The sequence below is a fragment of the Roseateles flavus genome (assembly GCF_039872765.1).
Lineage (GTDB): Bacteria > Pseudomonadota > Gammaproteobacteria > Burkholderiales > Burkholderiaceae_C > Roseateles_B > Roseateles_B flavus.
The window spans coordinates 95,844-115,211 of record NZ_JBDPZC010000007.1 but is presented as its reverse complement, the minus strand read 5'-3'; the positions used below and the strand labels follow the sequence as shown (position 1 = coordinate 115,211).

The 19,368-nt window shown below is 73.0% G+C and carries 16 protein-coding genes; 8 read left to right on the top strand and 8 right to left on the bottom strand.

Annotation, left to right across the window (positions count from 1 at the left end):
- Window positions 1–10: 10 nt before the first annotated feature.
- The gene (locus tag ABDJ40_RS15585; protein ID WP_347611256.1) at window positions 11–1,267 is read left to right on the top strand and encodes a glycosyltransferase; all 1,257 of its coding nucleotides are present in this window, start codon (window positions 11–13) and stop codon (window positions 1,265–1,267) included.
- Here the strand turns inward: ABDJ40_RS15585 and ABDJ40_RS15580 are convergent.
- A complete protein-coding gene (locus ABDJ40_RS15580; protein WP_347611255.1) occupies window positions 1,207–2,856 on the bottom strand; it encodes a sigma-54-dependent transcriptional regulator in 1,650 nt (549 codons plus the stop codon). The two genes, ABDJ40_RS15585 and ABDJ40_RS15580, sit on opposite strands and share 61 nt — an antisense overlap.
- 201 nt (window positions 2,857–3,057) lie before the next feature.
- Here ABDJ40_RS15580 and ABDJ40_RS15575 point away from each other — a divergent pair, with 201 nt between their 5' ends.
- The 6 genes from ABDJ40_RS15575 to ABDJ40_RS15550 all read left to right on the top strand — a co-directional run bounded on the left by ABDJ40_RS15575 (window position 3,058) and on the right by ABDJ40_RS15550 (window position 10,997).
- On the top strand, window positions 3,058–3,219 hold the full coding sequence (locus ABDJ40_RS15575; protein ID WP_347611254.1) for a hypothetical protein: 162 nt from the start codon (window positions 3,058–3,060) through the stop codon (window positions 3,217–3,219).
- 234 nt (window positions 3,220–3,453) lie between these two features.
- Window positions 3,454–6,261 (top strand): hybrid sensor histidine kinase/response regulator, encoded by a 2,808-nt coding sequence (locus ABDJ40_RS15570; RefSeq protein WP_347611253.1) that lies wholly within the window; start codon window positions 3,454–3,456, stop codon window positions 6,259–6,261.
- A 132-nt stretch (window positions 6,262–6,393) separates the two neighbouring features.
- Entirely contained in the window at window positions 6,394–6,909 is a 516-nt protein-coding gene (locus tag ABDJ40_RS15565) for an adenylyltransferase/cytidyltransferase family protein (protein WP_430765648.1), read from the top strand.
- The gene (locus tag ABDJ40_RS15560; RefSeq protein ID WP_347611252.1) at window positions 6,906–7,835 is read left to right on the top strand and encodes a bifunctional heptose 7-phosphate kinase/heptose 1-phosphate adenyltransferase; all 930 of its coding nucleotides are present in this window, start codon (window positions 6,906–6,908) and stop codon (window positions 7,833–7,835) included. The genes ABDJ40_RS15565 and ABDJ40_RS15560 overlap by 4 nt, the downstream gene beginning before the upstream one ends.
- On the top strand, window positions 7,832–8,470 hold the full coding sequence (locus ABDJ40_RS15555) for a D-sedoheptulose-7-phosphate isomerase (RefSeq protein WP_347611251.1): 639 nt from the start codon (window positions 7,832–7,834) through the stop codon (window positions 8,468–8,470). Before ABDJ40_RS15560 ends, ABDJ40_RS15555 begins: the two co-directional genes overlap by 4 nt.
- Before the next feature lie 22 nt (window positions 8,471–8,492).
- Window positions 8,493–10,997 (top strand): hypothetical protein, encoded by a 2,505-nt coding sequence (locus ABDJ40_RS15550; protein WP_347611250.1) that lies wholly within the window; start codon window positions 8,493–8,495, stop codon window positions 10,995–10,997.
- On the opposite strand, the gene ABDJ40_RS15545 is transcribed toward ABDJ40_RS15550, so the two are convergent.
- From ABDJ40_RS15545 to ABDJ40_RS15515, 7 genes are read right to left on the bottom strand one after another with little or no spacing between them, the layout of a single operon-like run.
- Window positions 10,937–11,977, bottom strand: a complete 1,041-nt coding sequence (locus tag ABDJ40_RS15545) for an NAD-dependent epimerase/dehydratase family protein (RefSeq protein WP_347611249.1) — start codon at window positions 11,975–11,977, stop codon at window positions 10,937–10,939. The two genes, ABDJ40_RS15550 and ABDJ40_RS15545, sit on opposite strands and share 61 nt — an antisense overlap.
- The gene (locus ABDJ40_RS15540; RefSeq protein WP_347611248.1) at window positions 11,974–12,924 is read right to left on the bottom strand and encodes a glycosyltransferase; all 951 of its coding nucleotides are present in this window, start codon (window positions 12,922–12,924) and stop codon (window positions 11,974–11,976) included. The genes ABDJ40_RS15545 and ABDJ40_RS15540 overlap by 4 nt, the downstream gene beginning before the upstream one ends.
- Complete coding sequence (locus tag ABDJ40_RS15535; protein ID WP_347611247.1) at window positions 12,848–14,023, bottom strand: glycosyltransferase family 9 protein; 1,176 nt, start codon at window positions 14,021–14,023, stop codon at window positions 12,848–12,850. Before ABDJ40_RS15535 ends, ABDJ40_RS15540 begins: the two co-directional genes overlap by 77 nt.
- Window positions 14,020–15,018, bottom strand: a complete 999-nt coding sequence (locus tag ABDJ40_RS15530; RefSeq protein ID WP_347611504.1) for a glycosyltransferase family 2 protein — start codon at window positions 15,016–15,018, stop codon at window positions 14,020–14,022. The genes ABDJ40_RS15535 and ABDJ40_RS15530 overlap by 4 nt, the downstream gene beginning before the upstream one ends.
- Window positions 15,019–15,023: 5 nt before the next feature.
- Window positions 15,024–16,154, bottom strand: a complete 1,131-nt coding sequence (locus tag ABDJ40_RS15525) for a glycosyltransferase family 9 protein (RefSeq protein WP_347611246.1) — start codon at window positions 16,152–16,154, stop codon at window positions 15,024–15,026.
- A complete protein-coding gene (locus ABDJ40_RS15520) occupies window positions 16,151–16,735 on the bottom strand; it encodes a hypothetical protein (protein WP_347611245.1) in 585 nt (194 codons plus the stop codon). The genes ABDJ40_RS15525 and ABDJ40_RS15520 overlap by 4 nt, the downstream gene beginning before the upstream one ends.
- A gap of 8 nt (window positions 16,736–16,743) precedes the next feature.
- The gene (locus tag ABDJ40_RS15515) at window positions 16,744–18,114 is read right to left on the bottom strand and encodes a glycosyltransferase (protein ID WP_347611244.1); all 1,371 of its coding nucleotides are present in this window, start codon (window positions 18,112–18,114) and stop codon (window positions 16,744–16,746) included.
- Window positions 18,115–18,432: 318 nt separating this feature from the next.
- On the opposite strand from ABDJ40_RS15515, the gene ABDJ40_RS15510 reads away from it, so the two are divergent.
- Window positions 18,433–19,275, top strand: coding sequence for an outer membrane protein (locus tag ABDJ40_RS15510; protein WP_347611243.1), 843 nt, complete (start codon window positions 18,433–18,435; stop codon window positions 19,273–19,275).
- The last annotated feature ends 93 nt before the right edge of the window (window positions 19,276–19,368 follow it).

Below are 19,368 nucleotides of genomic sequence, written 5' to 3'. Positions count from 1 at the left end.
AGCCGCTGCCATGCAAGACCCGACCCTCCCCCTTCCCCCGCAGACCGCCCGGGCTCCGGGCGCAGCGCCCGGACCTCACGTGCTGGACACCACGATGTTCTGGAGCAGCAACCCCACCGGCGGTGTGCGGCGCGTGATCAGCGCCAAGCGTCAGCAGCTGCTGGACGCAGGCTGGCGCCACAGCCTGCTGGTGCCCGAGGGCCAGGGCGCCGGCCTGCTGGCCTGTGGCGGACTGAGCCTGCCGCGCTCGGGCGGCTACCGCTTCGTCGTGGACCGCCGCCGTGCCGTCGCCCTGATGAAGCAGGCCCAGCCGGACCTCATCGAGGCGGCCGACCCCTATGTGCTGGGCTGGGCCAGCCTGGAGGCCTCGCAGCAGCTGGGCGTGCCGGCCGTGGCCTTCTGCCACAGCCATCTTCCTGCCCTGCTGGAACGATGGGCGGGGCAGCTGGGCGGCCGCAGGGCCGGCGCGTGGGCACGTGAACGGGCCCAGCGCTACCTCGTCCGCCTGTACGGCGGCTTCGACCTGGTGCTGGCGCCCAGCCGCTCGCTGGAGCACCAGCTGCGGCTCTGCGGCCTGGACCAGGTGCAGTACCAGCCCCTGGGCGTGGACTGCAGCACCTTCCGACCAGCCGCGCGCAAGGGCGGCTGGGCGCGCTGGCTCAAGCGCGAGCTGGGCCTGCCGCCCGGCACGCGCCTGCTGCTGTACTGCGGGCGATTCGCGCCGGAAAAGCGCCTGCCTCTGCTGGCCCGTGCGGTGCGAGCCCTCGGGACCGGCCATGTGCTGCTGTGCGTGGGCGCCGGCCCCTGTGCCCCCTCGGGACCGCAAGTCCGCTTGCTGCCGCCGGTGGCGGACCCGTCCGGCCTGGCCCGCATCATGGCCAGCTGCGATGCCTTCGTCCATGCCGGCGATCAGGAGACTTTCGGCCTGGCCGCACTGGAGGCCATGGCCTGCCGCACGCCGGTGGTGCTGAGCAGCCGGGCCGGCCTGGGCGAGCTGGGCGCGGACGTGGCGCTGGCCGTCGACAGCGCCAGCCCCGCCGACTGGGCCGCTGCCATGCGCCAGGCCCTGGACGATCCGGAGGCGCTGCGCCTGGACCTCGCGCTGTGCCGGGCCCGCACCCTGGACTGGTCCCGCGTGAGCGGGCTGATGATGCGCCGCTATGCCGCGCTGATGAATCCCGCCGAGGCCTTGCAGCGCTGGGTGCCTCAGGGCCTGCCCTCAGGCCAGTCGGACTCGGTAGCCGCGTATTCCTTCAGGCGGTTGTAGAGCGTCTTCAAGCTGATGCCCAGCACGGCGGCGGTGCGCTCCTTGTGCTGCTTGTAGTGCGCCAGCGTGGCGAGGATGAAGCGGCGCTCGATCTCGGCCATGGAACAGCCAATGGGCACCAGCAGCGCGCCCTGTTCCCGGCCGTTGCCGGCGCCGGCCCCGGCCGCCGCCATACCTGGGGTCACGCCCGGGGCCATGCCCGCTGTCATGCCATCCCCTGCCACCATGCCCGACGCTGCCACCAGCGGGCCGGGGGCCGCCGCAGCGGCATAGCCCGGTGAAGCAAGCCCGGTGCTGAGCGGCGCGCCCGCTCCTGCGGTCCCCTCGCCCTCCAGCGGCACGGCGCCCAGGGCGCCCAGGATGCCCTGGGGCGGCGGCTCCTGAACCAGCAGCACGCCAGGCTGGGGCGCCACGCCGCCGGGCGCGGCAGGCAGGTCGGGCGCGGGCAGCCACTGGTCGGTGATCAGCTCGCCCGAGGCCATCACATAGGCCCGCTGCACGGCATTGCGCAGCTCGCGCACATTGCCCGGCCAGCGATAGCGGCACAGGCGTTCCATGGCCGCCCCGGTGAACTGCTTGTGCTGCCCTTCCTTGGCGCCGATCGCGCTCAGGAAGTGGCGCGCCAGCAGGGGGACGTCGCTCAGTCGGTCGCGCAGGGGCGGGAGCTCGATGGGAAAGACGTTGAGCCGGTACAGCAGGTCCTCGCGCAGCTTGCCGGCCTCGACCGCCTGGATCAGCGGCCTGTTGGAGGCGGCGATCACGCGCACATCGGCCTCCATGGTCTGTGTGGACCCCACGCGCATGTAGCGGCCGGTCTCCAGCACGCGCAGCAGCTTGACCTGCAGCTCCAGGGGCATCTCGGTCAGTTCGTCGAGGAAGAGCGTGCCGCCGCTGGCGCGTTCGAAGAAGCCCTGGTGCTGGTGGTCGGCGCCGGTGAAGGCGCCCTTCTCATGGCCGAAGATCTCGCTCTCGATCAGGTTGGGCGAGATCGCGCCGCAGTTGACCGCCAGGAAGGGCTTCTTGCGCCGCCGGCTGAGGTCGTGGACCGTCTGGGCCACCAGCTCCTTGCCGGTGCCGCTCTCGCCCAGAATGAAGACCGACACGCCCGTGCCCGCCACGCGCGAGATCTGCTCATACACCGGCAGCATGGCCGGCGCGCGCCCCCACAGATGGCCGAAGTTGCCGTCCTCGGCCAGATGGGCATGGAGGTCGGCGACCTCGGCCTTCAGCACCGCGGGCCGCGTGACGCGCGAAAGCACGCCCTGCAGATGGCGCAGGTTGATGGGCTTGACGAGGTAGTCCGCGGCGCCCAGGCGCAAGGCCTGGATGGAGGTCTCCAGCGAGGCATGGCCGGTGATCAGCACGACCTCCGAGTTGGCCACCAGCTGGGGGTCGGTGAAGAGGTCCATGCCGTTGCCATCGGGCAGCTCGAGGTCCAGCAGGATCAGGTCCGGCTGCTGCAGGGCGATATGCCGCCGGGCGTCCCTCAGGTTATGGGCGACGGACACCGTGAAGTGTTCGGCCGTGATCAGTGCTTGCAGCGATTCGACCGAATCGCCATCGTCATCAACGATCAGCGCATGTGCCACGCCATCTCCCTTCCAGGTCCCATGGGTGCCTTGCTGCCCGCAAGGATGCAGACAGAACGGCTGCGTGCATCTTGCAACTTTGACGCGTGAAATGTTCAAGACGCGAGCGCTCTTTTTGCATCAGCTTGTGACACTGCCCCTTTGTTGCCGCAGGAACGTCCATTGCCCTAGGCCCGCACGGCATGCCAATCGGAGAGTTCCATGTATTCATCGCGTTTCAAGGGCCATGAGTCCCTTCAGTCAACGGGGTCATGCAGCCGCAGCAACCGCCGCCTGACATGGCTCGGCCTGCTCACGCTGAGCCTCATGGGCGTCTGCTGCGTGCAGCGCACCCATCGTCGTCGCAAGGCCCCCCTGTCCTGAGCCTGCGACACCTCGGCGCTGTGCAAGGGCGGGCGCAAACGTTCCATAAGCCAGACGACACGGGCGCTGGCATTCCCTGCAATGCAAGGCAGCATGCGGCACTGAGGGGATCGATGCTTTCCCACACCACCATTGATGTGCTTCAATAGCCCGCCCGGCCCGGCTCCCTTCCCCTCAGAATCCGCGGAGCCCGGGCCAGGACAGCCGATTGAGTACCCATAGGGGCAGAAACCCATGCCAACTGCAGGGAGCCCGAGGCGCTGGCAGGCCCACGCCCTCGCATTGGCGACGGCCCTTCTTGCCACCCTCTGCGAGCACGCCGTCGTCCAGCAGTCACCCTCCATTGCAAGCACCCCCTGGGCCGCCGTGCCGCTGGCCCTGGTCTGCTGCGTCCTGGCCGGCCCGCTGCCGGGCCTCACCCTGCTGCTGGGCGGGCTGGTGCTGCCCTGGCTGGGTGGCGCCCTGGATCTGGCCCCTGCACCGGCCGTGGGGGCGCTGCTGACGCAGGCCGTGCTGGGCGGGGCGCTGCTGCTGCTCGTGGCGCGCCGCCTGCGTCACGTCCAGCAGTCTGTGCTGAAGGCCGAGCAGGCCGAACAGCAGCAGCGCCAGATCGTCGAGAAGGCCGGTCTGGGCCTGTTCGAGCTGGACTTTCAGCACCGCAGCCTCCAGGCCTCGCCCCGCTTCGCGGAGATGCTGCAGCTGCCCTGGTCGCACGCCCCCCAGGCCCTGGATGCCTGGCTGGCCCCGCTGCCGGAGGTCTCGGCCCGCCGGCTGCGCGAGGTGCTGGAGGGCCTGGCCACCGGCCCGAGCCGCTTCTTCCTCCACGAGCTGAATCTCAGCGATGCCGACGGCCTGCCCTACTGGGTCCTGCTGTGCGGCCAGGTCAGCCAGGACATCGAGACCCGCCACACCCGCGTCCAGGGCGCCGGCATCGACATCAGCGCCCGCAAGCGCGCCGAGGTGGACCTGCAGGGCGCCAAGGCGGCGCTGGGCGAACAGCTGGAGGACCTGCGGCGCCTGCACGAGTTGAGCAGCCGCCTGCTGGCACCGGGCACCCTCGAGGAGCAGCTGCAGCAGGTGCTGGCCACGGCGCTTGAAATCCACCACAGCGGCGCCGGCCTCATCAGCATGCTGGACGACGGCCGGCCCCGCATCATGGCCCAGCACGGCTTCTCTGACATGCCTGCCGCCGAGCTGGAGCGTCTGGTCAATGACGGCGGCATCTGTGGCATGGCCATGAAGGAACGGGCCCGCCTCATGGTGCAGGACATGCAGAGCGACCCCCGGTGCCAGCCCATCCGCGCCCTCATGACCGGCCGCCGGCTCCATGCCGCCCATGCCCTGCCGCTGATCAGCGACCAGGGCGAGCTGATGGGCGCCATGAGCCTGTTCCTGCAGGAGGCGCGGCTGCCCAATGCGCGCGAGCGGACCGCCATGGACATGTGCGCCAACAAGGCCGTGCTCTTCATCGAGCGTGCCCGGGCCCGCGCGGCGCTGCAGGCCTCGGAGCTCCGCTTCGAGGCCGTGCTCGAGGCCTCGGCCGTGCCCTTCGTCGTGCTGAGCCCGGTACGCGATGACAGCGGCCAGCTGGAAGACTTCCGTCTGGACTACCTCAACGCCGCTACGGTCCGTGCGCTCAAGGGCCGACGCGAGCAGCTGATCGGGCGGCCGGTGCAGGACATCCTCGTGGGCGTCTGGCAGCGCCGGCCCGACCTGCTGGCCCAGTGCCAGCGCGCGCTGCTGCGCAACGAGACCTGCGAGTTCGAGTTCAGCGCACCGGAGGGCGGCCGCGGGCTGGCGCAGCACTTCCACTGCATCGTCTCGCCCATGGGCCACTCGCTGGCGGTGTGGGCGGCCAATGTCAGCGATCGCAGGCGGCACGATCAGCAGCTGCGCGACGCCGACCGCCGCAAGGACGAGTTCATCGCCACCCTGGCCCACGAGCTGCGCAATCTGCTCGCGCCGATACGCCAGGCCGCCCATCTGTCCAGCGCCACCGAGGCCACCGAGGAGCAGAAGCGCTGGGGCAACGAGCTGATCGACCGCCAGGTGCGCCACATGGCCCTGCTGCTGGATGATCTCCTGGACATCTCCCGCATCGCCCGCGGCGCGCTGCTGCTGCGCCTGGACCGCGCGGAGCTGGGCAGCATCATCAGCAACGCGGTCGAGGCGGTGCGCCCCCTCATCGACGCCAAGCAGCACCGCCTGCTGCTGGAGCTGCCCCGCCGCCCGCTGCGCTTCGACGCCGATGCCCTGCGCCTCTCCCAGGTGGTGGCCAACCTGCTCAGCAACGCGGCCAAGTACACCGAGCCTGGCGGCGAGATCCAGCTGCGGGCGCGGGCGGGCAAGGGCGAGCTGTGCATCGAGGTCAGCGACAACGGCATCGGCATGCCACCGGCGTCGCTGGGTGACGTCTTCCACATGTACACCCGCCTGGGCAGCGGCGACGAAGGCAAGCCCGGCGGCGGGCTGGGCATCGGGCTGGCGCTGGCACGCGGCCTGGTGGACCTGCACGGCGGCAGCATCACGGCCGCCAGCGACGGCCCCGGCTGCGGCAGCTGCTTCACCGTGCGCATCCCGCTGCTGCATGTCAGCCAGCCGGGTCCCCGCGAGCCGGCTCCGGCGGCGCCGCGGCCGCAACCGGCGCGTCCCATGCATGTGCTGATCGCCGATGACAACGAGGAGGCGGCACAGAGCCTCTCCGCGCTGCTGCAGATGCAAGGCCACCGGGTGAGCTGCGCCTACGACGGCGAGCAGGCCGTTGCGGCCTTCCGTGCCGATCCGGCCGACGTCTGCCTGCTGGACATCGGCATGCCCCTGCAGGACGGCAAGGAGGTCGCGCGCGCCATCCGCGCCCTGCCCGGCGGGGAGCACCCGGTGCTGATCGCCATCACCGGCTGGGGCCAGGAGGCTGACCGCCGGGAGGCCATCGCCGCCGGTTTCGACCACCACCTGACCAAGCCGGTGGACCCGGAGCATGTGCTGCGCCTGATCTCCACGGCCGCGCAGCAGCCGCGCAGCGCCGAGACCTCGGCGCCCTGAGCCCGCCGTGGCGCTGGGCCGCGGCAATCCTTGCGGCAAGTCCTTCGTCCCGCCCACCATCCGCCGTCCGCACCGGACCGGGCACGCCCGCTGCCCTGGCGCATCACTCTTTCAACATGGAGGCACTGCACTGTGCAGAACGCCTGGGACAGCTCGAGCAAATGCCTGGCGCCGGCAGCCCTGCCCGCGCTCATGGCCCGGCTGCCGCGGCCGCTGGTGTTCACCAATGGCGTCTTCGACCTGCTCCATGTCGGTCATGTGGCCTGCCTGGAGCGGGCGCGCCGCCATGGGGCCTGCCTGCTCGTGGCGCTGAACACCGACGCCTCGGCCGGCCGGCTGGGCAAGCCGGGTCGCCGCCCCGTGCTGCCGCTGCCGCAGCGGGCGCGCCTCGTGGCGGCCCTGGGCTGCGTGAGCTGGGTCAGCTGGTTCGACGACAGCGGGCCAGCCGCCCTGCTGCAGCTTCTGAAGCCCGAGGTCTACGTGAAGGGCGGCGACTACCACCCCGAGCGCCTGCCCGAGGCCGCCCTCGTCGCCGCCTGGGGCGGCCGCACAGAGATCGAGCCTTATGCCGCCGGGCACTCGACGACGGCGCTGCTGCGGCGCATCCGGGGCAGCGCCTCCGAAGGCCTGCGGGAGGCGCGCCGATGAAGCCGCCCGAAGTGCTGATCGTGGGCGACTGCATGCTGGACGTCTACCTGGAAGGCGCCGTGCAGCGCATCTCGCCCGAGGCGCCGGTGCCGGTGCTGCGCATGCAGCGCCACGACCCGCGGGCGGGCGGCGCCTCCAATGTCGCGCTGAACCTGGCGAGCCTGGGCTGCCCCTGCCGCCTGGCCGGCTCCGTGGGCGAGGACGCCGCGGGTCTGTGCCTGGAACGCCTGCTGGACCATCCCCATATCGAGCGCCACTGGGTCCGCAGCCACCTCTTCCCGACGACGCAGAAGATTCGCATGGTCAGCCAGCGCCAGCAGCTGCTGCGCATGGACATCGAGCAGCCCCTGCCGGCCGAGGTGGCCGAGGCCCTCATGTCCCTGGTCCGGCCGCTGCTGCCGCAGGTGCGCTACCTGCTGCTCTCGGACTACGGCAAGGGCACGCTCAGCGAGAGCGCCCAGCTGCTGATGGACGCGCGCCAGGCGGGCTGCCGCACCCTGGTCGATCCCAAGAACCCGGATCTTGCGGCCTACCGCGGAGCCTGGCTGCTCAAGCCCAACCTGGCCGAGCTGCAGGCGGCGCTGGGCAACTGGACGGACGAGGCCGACCTGGAGGGCAAGCTGCAGGCGCTCATGGCCCGGCTGGATCTGCAGCACCTGCTCGTGACGCGCGGCGCCGGGGGCATGACGCTGTACTCGCGCGGCGGCGCCACCCTGCACGTACCGGCAGAGGCGCGCGAGGTCTACGACGTCAGCGGCGCGGGCGACACCGCCCTGGCCGCCCTCACCTGCTTCCTGGTGCGCGGCGCCAGCCTGGAGCAGGCCGTGCGCGCGGCCAACCGGGCGGCCGGCATCGTGGTGGGCAAGTTCGGGACCGCGCGGCTGAGCCTGGCCGAGATGGGCATCTTCGAGGAAGATCCCGCATGAAGGCCGCTTCATGCCTGCCCGCCCAGCCCCCGGTCGACGAGCTGGGCCAGCTGTTCCACCGCCTGCTGCAGGAGCACCAGTCGGTCTTCCATGAGCTGCACCGGCAGCAGATGCTGGTGGGCCAGATCGGCCGCCGGCTTGCCGCCGTGCTGCGCGCCGGCCACACACTGCTCTTCTTCGGCAACGGCGGATCGGCGGCGGACTGCCAGCACCTGGCCGCCGAACTCAGCGGCCGCTTCCAGCGCGAGCGCCGCCCCCTGGCCGCCGTGGCCCTGACCACCGACAGCTCGGTGCTCACCTGCGTGGCCAACGACTACGGCTACGACGAGGTCTTCGCCCGCCAGGTCGCGGCCCTGGGCCGGCCGGGCGACTGCGCCATCGGCATCTCGACTTCAGGCCAATCCCGCAACGTGCTGCGGGCCCTGGCCGTGGCCCGGGCCGCCGGCCTGCACACCGTGGGCCTCACCGGCCGGGACGGCGGCTACATGCCCAGCTTCTGCGACCAGTGCATCGTGGTGCCGCACGAGGACACGGCGCGCATCCAGGAGGCCCACATCTTCATCGGCCACACGCTGTGCGCCCAGATCGAGTACTGCCTGGGCCTCGCGGCGCCACAGCCGGCGGCGGGCTGCTGAGCCCTGCTGGGAAAGGCCGCTCTTGAGCGAATGTCCCCCCGAGCCCCTGCTGCGCTCCTTCTGGATGGGGGGCTACGAGGGCGCCGATCATGTCAACGCCGCCGGCGAGGCCCTGGACATGGTCCGCGCCACCGGCCACCTGGCCCGGCTGGACGAGGACTACCGCCGCGCCGCCGGCCTGGGCCTGCGCACGCTGCGCGAGACCATCGGCTGGCGGCTCTGCGAGGGTGCGGGCGGCGCGCTGGACCTCGGCCGCGCCGTGCAGCTGGCGCAGGCGGCGCGCCGTGCCGGCATCCAGCCCCTGTGGACGCTGATGCACTACGGCCTGCCGCCAGACCTCTCCTTCTTCGACGATGCCCTCATCGAGCGCTTCGCGCGCTTCGCCGGCGCCGTTGCGCGCGCGCTGCGGCCGCTGTGCGAGGCCCCGCGCTTCTACACCCCCATCAACGAGATCAGTTTCCTGGCCTGGGCCGCCGGCAGCGGAGGAGTGCTGCAGGAGACCGAGGCCGATGCGCCCCTCGATGCAGCCAGCGAGGCGGCTTCCCGCCTGGCGCCCGGGGGCGTCAGCAGCAGCGAGCTCAGCGGCTACCAGGTCAAGCGGCGGCTGGTGCGCGCGGCGCTGGCGGGCATGGCCGCGATCCGCGCCGAGGATCCGCAGGCACGTTTTCTTCACATCGAGCCCCTGGTCCACGTGGCCGCGCCGCCGGACCGGCCCGAGCTGGACGCCCTGGCGCAGCAGATCCGCGACTACCAATGGCAGGCCCTGGACCTGTTGAGCGGCCGCCTCGAGCCGGGCCTGGGCGGCCACGAGCGCGCGCTGGACTGGCTGGGCTTCAACCACTACCACAGCAGCCAATGGGAGGCCCAGACCGAGAAGCGCCTGGCCTGGCATCTGCGGGATCCGCGGCGCCAGCCGGTCTCCGCCCTGCTGCTGCAGGCCTTCCAGCGCTACCGGCGGCCCCTGGTCCTGGCCGAGACCGGCCATGTGGGCATGGGCCGCGCCGCCTGGCTGCACGAGATGGCCGGCGAGGCCCTGCAGGCACGCGCCCTGGGCCTGCCGCTGCAGGGCATCTGCCTCTACCCCCTGCTGGACCGGCCGGACTGGTGCGACACCGGCCGCTGGCACCGCTGCGGCCTGTGGCAGCCGGCGGGCAGCGAGGCCTCCGCTCCCCCTTCGGGCCCCCGCTCGGATTCGCGCGTCCCCGTGCAGACCTATGCGCGCGCCCTGCGCGCCTGGCAGGACCTGCCCGCAGCACCGAAGACGCCGGGCCGGCGCCTCGTGGTGCTGCTCCCGGTGCGCTGGGAGGGGCTGGACGCGCCGCTTCAGCAGCTGCTGCGCCGCCTGGCCGGCGAGCCCACGCCAGGCGACGCGTGCCCGGCGCCCGAAGCCTGCTTCTCGGTGCTGCTGGTCGAGCCGCCCCGCCCCACGGCCGGCCCACCGCTGCAGCGCCGCCACCGCCTGGGCCCGGCGCTGGAGCTGCTGGTGCTGCACGAGCCCGGCGCCCACGCCGGCTGGGCCACACCAGGGCAAGACCTGACCCTGCTGCGCGCGGCGGTGGGCCGCGGCCCCGAGGGCGGCACGCTGATCTGGCTCATGCGCTGGCCCCTGGCCCAGGGCTGGGCCCCGGACCGCCTCACCCTGCCTGGCGACGCCCTGCTGCTCCAGCCCGACGCGCAGGCCCTGCCGCCGGACCATAGCGCCTCTGCCCTGCAGGCCGCGCTGCTGCTGTGCGAGGGCCCGCTGCAGGCCGCCCACTGGTCAGCACAGGGCGCAGCGCAGGAGGCGGCCGCGCGCGTGCCGGTGCTGCGCCTGCCGCTGGCCCTGCCCGCGCGCGCACTGCGCCCACCGCCCGCCCTCAGCTACGAGGCGCAGGAGATCCAGGCCCTGCTGGGACCGCCCGCCGGGCCGCGCCTGCTGGTCATGGCCCGGCCGCAGCAAGCGCCGGATCCCGCCTGGCTGGAGGCGCTGGCCCGTCTGCGCCCCGGCTGGCAGTTCCTCATGCTGGGCAGTCTGGGGCCAGCCGAGGGCAACTGGCCGGCGCCCTGCCGGGGCCTGGGCGAGCTCGCGGCCGAGCTGCTGCCTGCGCTGCTGCAGGCCGCGGATGCCGGGCTGGTGCTGGCGCCCGTCCAGGCCGCCACGGCGCACTTGTGGCCCGAGCTGGCGATCCTGGCCCGCGGCGCTGGCCTGCCGCTGTGCAGCACCCCGCTGGCCGAGATGCGCGCCCTGCCACCCTGCCCCGGCCTGGGCATCGCCGCCACCGCGGAGGCCATGGCGCAGCAGGTGGACGCGCTGCTGGCACGGCCACGCACAGGACCGCGCACAGGACCACGCACACGGCCGCAAGCCGCTCAGGCCGCTCAGGCCGCCGAGGCCCGCCACACGCGGGCGCTGGAGCGCGCCCTGCGCCAGGCCTTCGCCGGCCTGCTGCCCTCGCCATCACCCTCGCCCTCGCCCACACTCCGGCCTCAGCCGACCTCACCGCTCGAGGCCGCGGCACCCCTCGCCAGCGTCGCTTGCGGCCGCTGAGCCCGGCGGAGGCCCAGGCGTTCGCGGAAGTAGCTCACGGTGTGAGCCAGTCCCTCGTCCAGGCCGACCTCGGGCCACCAGCCCAGCCGCTCGCGGGCCAGGCGGATGTCAGGCCGGCGGCGGCGGGGATCGTCCTGCGGCAAGGGCCGGTGCACCAGGGCCGAGGCGCTGCCGGTCACCGCCAGCACGCGCTGGGCCAGCTCCACCATGCGGCATTCGCAGGGGTTGCCCAGGTTCACCGGCCCGCGCCAGCCGCTCTCCATCAGCGTGCAGAGGCCGCGCACCGTGTCGTCCACATAGCAGAAGCTGCGTGTCTGCTGGCCATCGCCATAGAGCGTCAGTGGCTCGCCGCGCAGCGCCTGCACGATGAAGTTGCTGACCACCCGGCCGTCCCCCGGCCGCAGGCGCGGGCCGTAGGTATTGAAGAGCCGGGCGATGCAGACCTCCGTGCCGTACTGCTCGGCATAGGCCACCATCAGGGCCTCGGCGCAGCGCTTGCCTTCGTCATAGCAGGCACGAGGGCCGACCGGGTTGACATGCCCCCAGTACGACTCCTGCTGCGGGTGCTCCTGCGCATCGCCGTAGACCTCGCTGGTGGAGGCCTGCAGCAGGCGGGCACCGCTGCGGCGCGCCAGCTCCAGCAGCTGCCAGACGCCCAGCGCGCTGGCCAGCACCGTCTGCACCGGGATGCGCTGGTAGTGAGCGGGGCTGGCCGGGCAGGCCAGGTTGAAGATGCGGCTCACGCCTTCGGCCTGCGGCGGGGGCGGGCTGCAGATGTCGTGGCGCAGGAACTCGAAGCGCGCCGACGCCTGCAGCGCCACCAGGTTGCGCAGATCGCCGCTGATGAGGTTGTCCAGGCCCAGCACGGCGCAGCCGCGCTGCAGCAGGCGCTCGCACAGATGGCTGCCCAGGAAGCCCGCGGCGCCGCACACCAGCACGCGCTCGCCGGGCCGCAACGCAAGGGGCGGTGCCGCGCTCATGCGCAGACCTCTCGGAACAGCTGCAGCCAGTCCGCCACGAAGCGTCCGATGCCGAAGCGCTCACGCGCCATCTGCTGGCCGGCGCGGCCCCAGCGCGCGGCCAGGCCGGGGTCCTCCAGCAGGGCCTGCATGGCCTCGGCCAGGCGCTCGGGGCGGGTGTCGATGAAGCCGTTGTCGCCGCTGCGGATGACGGTGGACAGCTCCGTTGTCGCCAGCCCCACCACCGGCATGCCCATCATCAGGGCCTCGATCAGGGCCAGGCCCAGGCTGGTGTAGCGCACGGGATGGAAGAAGAAGCGATGGGCGGCCATCAGCCGTGGCAGCTGCAGCTGGCCGATCTCGCCCAGGCCCCCGGGCAGCGCCTCGCTGCCCATGCCAGCCAGGCTCAGCGGCAGGCGCTGCTGCAGCTGCAGGTAGAGGTCCGAGCCCAGGCGGCGGCCGCGCCGCGCCAGGTGATTGACGACCACCAGGCCACGCGACCAGCCGCCCTGCCAGGCCTGCTCGTCCAGGGGCCGCACGCCGTGTTCGATCACGCGCACCGGGCAGCGGCCCGGGTCCCACATCAACGCATTGAAGGGCGTCACGTGGACCAGCACGGTGCCCGGGTCGTCCGCCCAGTGCACGGTGTTGGTGGGATGCTGCTGGGGCGGGTCGTGCTCCAGCACCAGACGCGGCAGGGCCTGCTGGGCGGGGCTGAGCCAGCGCGGGCGGTCCTCGTCCCAGGCCTGGCGGGACTGGTACAGCACGGCATCGAAGCGCATGCCGGGCAAGGCCTCCACCGGTGCGTCGTGCACGTTGTCGCCCCAGGGCAGCTGGCCGCAGCGGCCGCTGCGCTGCGGGCTGCCGGCGGCGTCCCTCAGCAGGTAGAAGTCATGCGGGACCTGGGACAGGTTGTAGAGGTAGTTGCCATGGACGTGCCAGGTGAGGATGCGCAGACGACGCGTCATGTTCGGTTCCTTCCGCAAGGGGGCCGGAGCCGCCGCTGAGCGGCGGCAGCTCGAGCAGATGCTGCAGCGCCGCCAGCACCTCGTAGACGCTCAGCGCATGGGCGCAGCCATGGCCGGTCGGGCAGTCCTGGTGGGCGCAGGGCCGGCAGGGCGCGGGCTTGCTGAGCACGCGGTTCAGCTGGCGGTCCGGCGGCGCCCAGCGCTGCACATCGCCCCCGCTGGAGACGATGAGGCTGGGCACGCGCAGCGCCGCCGCGATGTGGGACACGCCGGTGTCGTTGGCGATCAGGCAGCGGGCCGAGGCGATCAGCGCCCCCAGGGTCCAGAGATTGGTGAGACCGACCAGATTGATGCAGGGCACGCTCATCAGGGCGGCCAGCTGCTGGCCCAGCGCCAGCTCGGCCGGGCCGCCGCTGAGCACGATGCGGTAGCCGGCGTCGTACAGCGCATCCGCCACCGCAGCGAATCGCTGGGCCGGCCAGCGGCGCGAGGCCAGCTGGGCGCCCGCATGCAGGCAGACATAGGGTGGGCCCTCGTCCAGCTCCGGACACAGCTGCAGCAGGGTTTGGCGGTCCGTGGGCCGCAACGGGAACTCCAGGGCCTCGTCCACGGCCTGCAGCCCCAGGTGCCGGCACAGCACCAGCAGGCGCTGGCTCTCATGCCCCTGCTCAGGCCAGGCGCAGAAGCGTTCCTCCTGACCCGGCGGCACCCAGGCCCCGGAGCGCTGGAAGCCCGCGCACAGGCGCGCGCCCAGCAGGCCGAGCAGGCCGTTGCTGGACTCGCCGCTGCCGTGCAGCTGTAGGGCCAGGTCGAAGCGCTGGCGCTGCATGTCGGCCAGGAAGGCGGGCACCCGCTCGGCGTGCAGTACCTGCTCGCGCAGGCCCGGCCAGCCGGGGAAGCCGATCCAGTGGTCCAGGGCATCGAAGCGGGCCACGAACTCCTGCGCCCAGGGCTGGCCCAGCAGGGAGATGCCGGCCTCGGGAAAGGTGGCGCGCAGCGAGCGCAGGGCCGGGCCGGCACAGATGAGGTCGCCCAGGCCCAGGGCCCGCAGCACCACGATGCGCTGCACCGGCCCCGGCAGCAGCAGGGAATGATTCATAGGAAGAGGACCCGGAAATGCAGAGCGCCGCGCAGGCGCCAGTAGACCGACAGGAAGGGGATCAGTGCCGAGGTCAGCAGCACCTCGCAGACATGCGCCGGATTGCGCGCCGTGGGCCGCAGCCGCCGCCCGGCCAGGGCCAGCACCAGGCCCGCTGCGGCCCCGCCACCCAGCAGCGCGGCGGCCGGCTGGCCGCTCACGGCCAGGGCCAGGGAGAGCAGGCTCAGCAGCACGATCAGGTAGTAGTCCCAGGGCGGTCGCCGGCGCACCCGCACGCGGTACAGCTGCGGATGCTTGCGGTACAGCAGCGCATCGAAGAAGACATTGCGCTGCTGGCGCAGGGCCACGCCCCAGCGCTCGGGGCGCACCGGGTGCCAGACCAGGGCGGCGTCGCAACGGCCCACCGGGCCCAGGGCCTCGAGCCGGAACTGCAGGTCGGAGTCCTCGCGCCAGGGGCGCCGGAAGCGCTCGTCGAAGCCGCCCACCAGGACCAGCGCCGCCCGCCATACAAAGGCATTGGCGGTGACGAACTCGGCGTGCTCCAGGCCCTGCGTCATCAACTCATGGTCGGTGGGGCGGCGGCCGGGTTCGTAGAGGGTCGGCACCCGCACCTGGCCGGCCAGGGCCAGCCACTGGCTGCGCATGCCCAGCAGGCCTTGTTGAAGCCAGCGGGGATCGGCCACGGTGTCGTCGTCGGTGAAGGCCACCAGGGGCGCCCACGCGGCGCGCCAGCCACAGTTGCGCGCCACGGCCGGCCCTCGCCCCCGCTCGGGCCGCAGGTAGCGCAGGGCCGGAGCATCCGGCAGGGCCGCCAGGCGCTCGACGAGCTGCCGGGTGGCCTCCTCATGCCCGTCGTCCACCACCACGATCTCGTAGCAGTGGGTGGCCAGGCTCTGACGCATCAGGGCCTGCAGGCAGCGATCCAGCAGGGCCGGCCGGCGGTAGGTCGGCAGGACCACGGACACCAGCAGCGGCAGCTGGCGCGGCGCCGGCACGCCCCTCATGGCGCGGCCTCCGCCAGCAGCTCCCGCGCGGCCCCGGCCACGGCCTCGGGCGGCACGCCGGTGAGGCAGCGCTGGTGGCCCTCGGGGCAGACACTCTGCAGGCAGTCCCGGCAGGGCACCTCGTGGCTGAGCACCCGCGCACTCACGCGCCAGGGGGTGTGCTGCGGATTGGTCAGGGCATACAGCGTCACCACGGGCGTGCCCAGCGCGGCGGCCAGGTGCACCGGCCCGCTGTTGTTGGCGATCAGCAGCCGGGCGCCCGCGATCAGCGCCGCCAGCTCGCCCAGGCTCTGTGTCCCCGGCAGCAGCAGCGGCGGGTGCGGCAGGGCCGCGCAGAGGCGCTGCAGCAGGCCTGCCTCGCCCGGGCCTGCGCAGGCCACGAGGGCCGGGGCGCCTTGGCCGGACGCATCCTCACCACCGGCCAGGCCCCTCGCTGCCGCGGCAAAGGCTTCAGGGGGATAGCGCCGCGAGGGCGCGCTGGCGCCCGGATGCACCAGCACATACGGCCGCCCGGGCGCCAGGCCGGCCGCGGCCAGTTGCGCGGCCACGCGCCGGACGTCGGCCGGGCGCAGGGTGAAGCGCAGGCCCGGGTCCGCCGTGTGCAGCCCCACGCTGGCCACCAGGTCCAGCTGGCGCTGCACCTCATGCCGCATGGTCGGCCTCAGCGCGTCGGGCTCCGCCAGCCGGTGGCTCAGCAGGCCGTAGCTGTTCTCGCGGGCATGGGCCAGGCGCAGCGGGATGCCGGCCAGGCGGCACATGAGGGCCGCCGGCAGCGCGCTCTGCGTGCAGGTGCTGAAGATGATGGCGGCATCGAAGCGCTCCTGGCGGAGCCGCTGCAGCAGGGCTTCGTCCGCCTCGCCCACCGGGCGGTCGGGCGCCGCGGTGGCGGGCTTCACCCAGGGCGCCTCGTAGCTCAGCACCTGATCCAGCCAGGGCAGGTGCGGCGCCAGGCTCGCGCCGGCCGGCGAGGCCAGCAGGGTCAGCCGGGCCTGCGGCAGGCTCTCCCGCACGGCGGCCATGGCAGGTGTGCTCATCAGCACGTCGCCCAGGCCATCCAGGCGCAGCAGCAGCACGCGACGCGCCTGGCCCCAGGCCGGCGCACACGGGGAATTCGCGACGGCGCTCATGCCGGGTCCGGCAGCGACTGCCCGGCAGCGAGGTGACCGTCGCAGCGCAGGACGTAGACCACCGCCTCCATCAGCCTCATGGGCACATGGCCCCGCAGCAGGGGCCAGCGCCGGCGCGAATGGCGGCCCGGTTCCAGGAGACGCACGCTGCGGCAGCCCGAGCGCCGGGCCGCCGCGCCCAGGGCCTCGTCCCAGCTGAGGAACCAGGCCCGGCGCAGGTCCAGGCCTTGCGAGGCCGCGGCCTGGCGCAGCAGGGCCGGCAGGTCCTCGACCTCCACATGCGGCAGCATGCCCTCGACCTCGACATCGGCCTCGTGCCCAAGCCGCTGCAGCAGGCCCTGCTGGATGCGGGCCGGGCGCTCGCCCGGCAGGGCCTGGATCAGCTGCCGATAGCCGTGCGCCTGGAAGGCATGCAGGGCCGCCAGGGCGCCGGCCCGCCACGGCTGGGTCTCGGCTTCGGCGTCCAGGGGCGGGGTCACCAAGGCCTCCTCGGGCAGGAAGACGACCGCCGGGCCCGATGCCGGGCGTCGGCGGCGCGAACGCTTGCCGAACTGGTCGATGCGCTGATCGAAGACTTCCACCACGCCGCTCACGCCTTGTACCCCCAGGCTGCGGCCGGACGCTGATCGGGCACCGGGGGCGCGAACACGCCCACCGGCCCCCTCGGGGGCCTCAGCAAGCCCAGGCCGCGGGCCACGCCGGCCTCGGGCTGGCGCCGCTCGACCAGCACCCGCCGGTAGACCGCCTCCAGCCGGGCCGCCACCTGGTCCCAGGTGAACATCCGCCGCACGCGCAGCAGCCCGGCCCGCCCCATGGCGGCGGCCTGCTGCGGATGGGTGCGCAGCCAATCCAGGTGCTCGGCCAGGGTGACGGGATCCTTGGGCGGGACCAGGTAGCCCGTGACCCCGTCGACCACCGTGTGCTGGATGCCGCCGACGGCGCTGCCCACCACCGGCCGGGCGCAGGCCATGCTCTCCAACGGCGTGATGCCGAAGGGCTCATACCAGGGCGTGCTCACGAAGACATCGGCCGCCTGGTAGTAGCGCGCCAGCTCGGCACGGCCACGCCGGCCGACGAACTGCACGCGCGCCTCCACCCCCAGCTGCCGCGCCAGCTCGCGCAGGCGGCCGATCTCGGGCGTCAGGCGCTCGTCCGGCTTTTCGGACTCGCCTCCCACCACCAGCAGCCGGGCCTGCCGCCGCCCGCCGCCCGCGGGCAGCCGGGCCAGGGCCTGGATGACGTTGTCCACGCCCTTGCGCGGCACCATGCGGCCCAGCTGCAGCACGATGAACGCCTGCGGGTCCAGGCCCAGCTGCGCGCGCGCGGCGAGAGCCTCGCCGGGCCGGAACTCATGGAGGTCGACGCCGCAAGGCACCTCGGCGATCCGGCGCGCAGGCAGCTCGTAGTGCTGCAGCAGGTCCAGGCGGTCCTGCGGGCATTCGGCGATGACGCGGTCCGCCGCATGGGCGACGCGGCGCTCGATGGCCAGGCGCTCGGGCGGGAAGCCATCGTTGGCCGCCTGGTGCAGGCGGCGCACCGCGCCCAGGGCATGGAAGGTGACGACCAGCGGCAGGTCCAGGCGGCGCTGCAGCTGCAGGCCCACCAGGCCCGACATGAAGAAGTTGGCATGCACCACGTCGCAGGGCGCGCGAGCGCTCAGCAGCTCGCGCGCCTGGGCCTCGAAGGCGGGCATCCAGGGCAGCAGCTGTTCCTTGGGCACGAAGCGGGGCGGGCCCGCGTCCAGATGGCAGACCTGCACACCCGGGCCCAGCGTCTGCCGGGCCGGCAGGTCGGGGCTGTCCCGGCGTGTCAGCACCAGCACCTGGTGGCCGCGGCGCGCCAGCGCTGTCGCCACCTTGGCGACGTAGACGTTCTGCCCGCCCGAGTCGACGCTGCCTGCCAGGGCCAGGGGTGAGGCGTGTTCGCTGATCAAGGCGATGCGTAGGGACGGGGCAGACATGGCGTCTCCGTGAGCTGGGATGGCGGGGCAAGGCAATCGGAATGCCTGCAGCGCCTCCCCGCCCCGCGTGCCTGCCATGCGCCGAGGCTGCCCGCGCGGCCTGGGTGCTGCCGCAAAACTTGCCGTCGCCCCTGCGGCAGAAGCACCAGAGACGCGCGGCCGGCCATGGCATGGCGCTTGCCGTCTGCCCCCAGGCGGCACGCGGGCAGGCCTCGGCTTGCAAGACGTGTGCGCTCCCGTTCCGGCGCGCCCTCGCGACGCGCCTCGCAGCCTCAGGGCTCTCGTCTTCCACCCACCATCAGCAAAGAGGACCTCAAGATGCATGTACGACACGGCCACCCCTGCGCGGCACCCGCACGCGCCCTTTCCTGGCGCACCGGCCTGTGCCTGGCCCTGGGCAGCTGCCTGATCGCAGCCACGGCCCAGGCACAGACCGGCACCGGCACTGGCACCAACAACGGCACCAACAGCGGCAACAGCATGGGCAACAGCGGCATGGGCAGTGCCCAGGACCCGCGCCCGGATACGCCGCTGATCGGCGCCGGCGAGGCGCCCGCCGCGGGCAATCTGCGCGGCAGCGCGATGGAGCCCAGCCTGGCCGCCCAGGACCAGCACGGCACGGGCGGCAGCTACGGCAGCAGCTATGCCGGCAGCGACTACTCCTGGATTCCCTACACCCGCCGCGGCTACGTGGGCATCAGCCTGGGCAATTCGGACTACGACACGCCCTGCGGCCTGGCCCCACTCAGCTGTGACAGCCGCGACCGTTCCTTCGCGATCTACACCGGCGGCATGTTCAACGACTTCCTCGGTCTGGAGCTGGGCCTGCGCCATTTCGGCAAGGCCGACCGCGCCGGCGGCGAGGCCCGGGCCTATGGTGCCAACCTCAGCCTGGTGGGCATGGTGGACATGGAGAACGTGAGCTTCTATGCCAAGGCGGGCGCCCTCTACGGCCACACCAAGATCACGGCCGATGCCCTGTCCGGCGTCACCACCGGCACCGAGAACGGCTGGGGGCCCACGGCCACCATCGGGCTGGGCTTCAACTTCAACCGCAACTTCACCGTCTCCATCGAGCGCAGCCGCGACCGCTTCAAGCTGCCCGGCGGCGCCAGAACCTATGTGCAGAGCACGGCGCTGGCGCTGAAGTACCGCTTCTGACCCCGGCCAGGCTGCGCCCGAGGGCGCTCTGATCGGGCCAGGCGAAGAGAGGCCCCGCGGGGCCTCTCTGTCTTGCCAGGCTGCCCTGGCGGC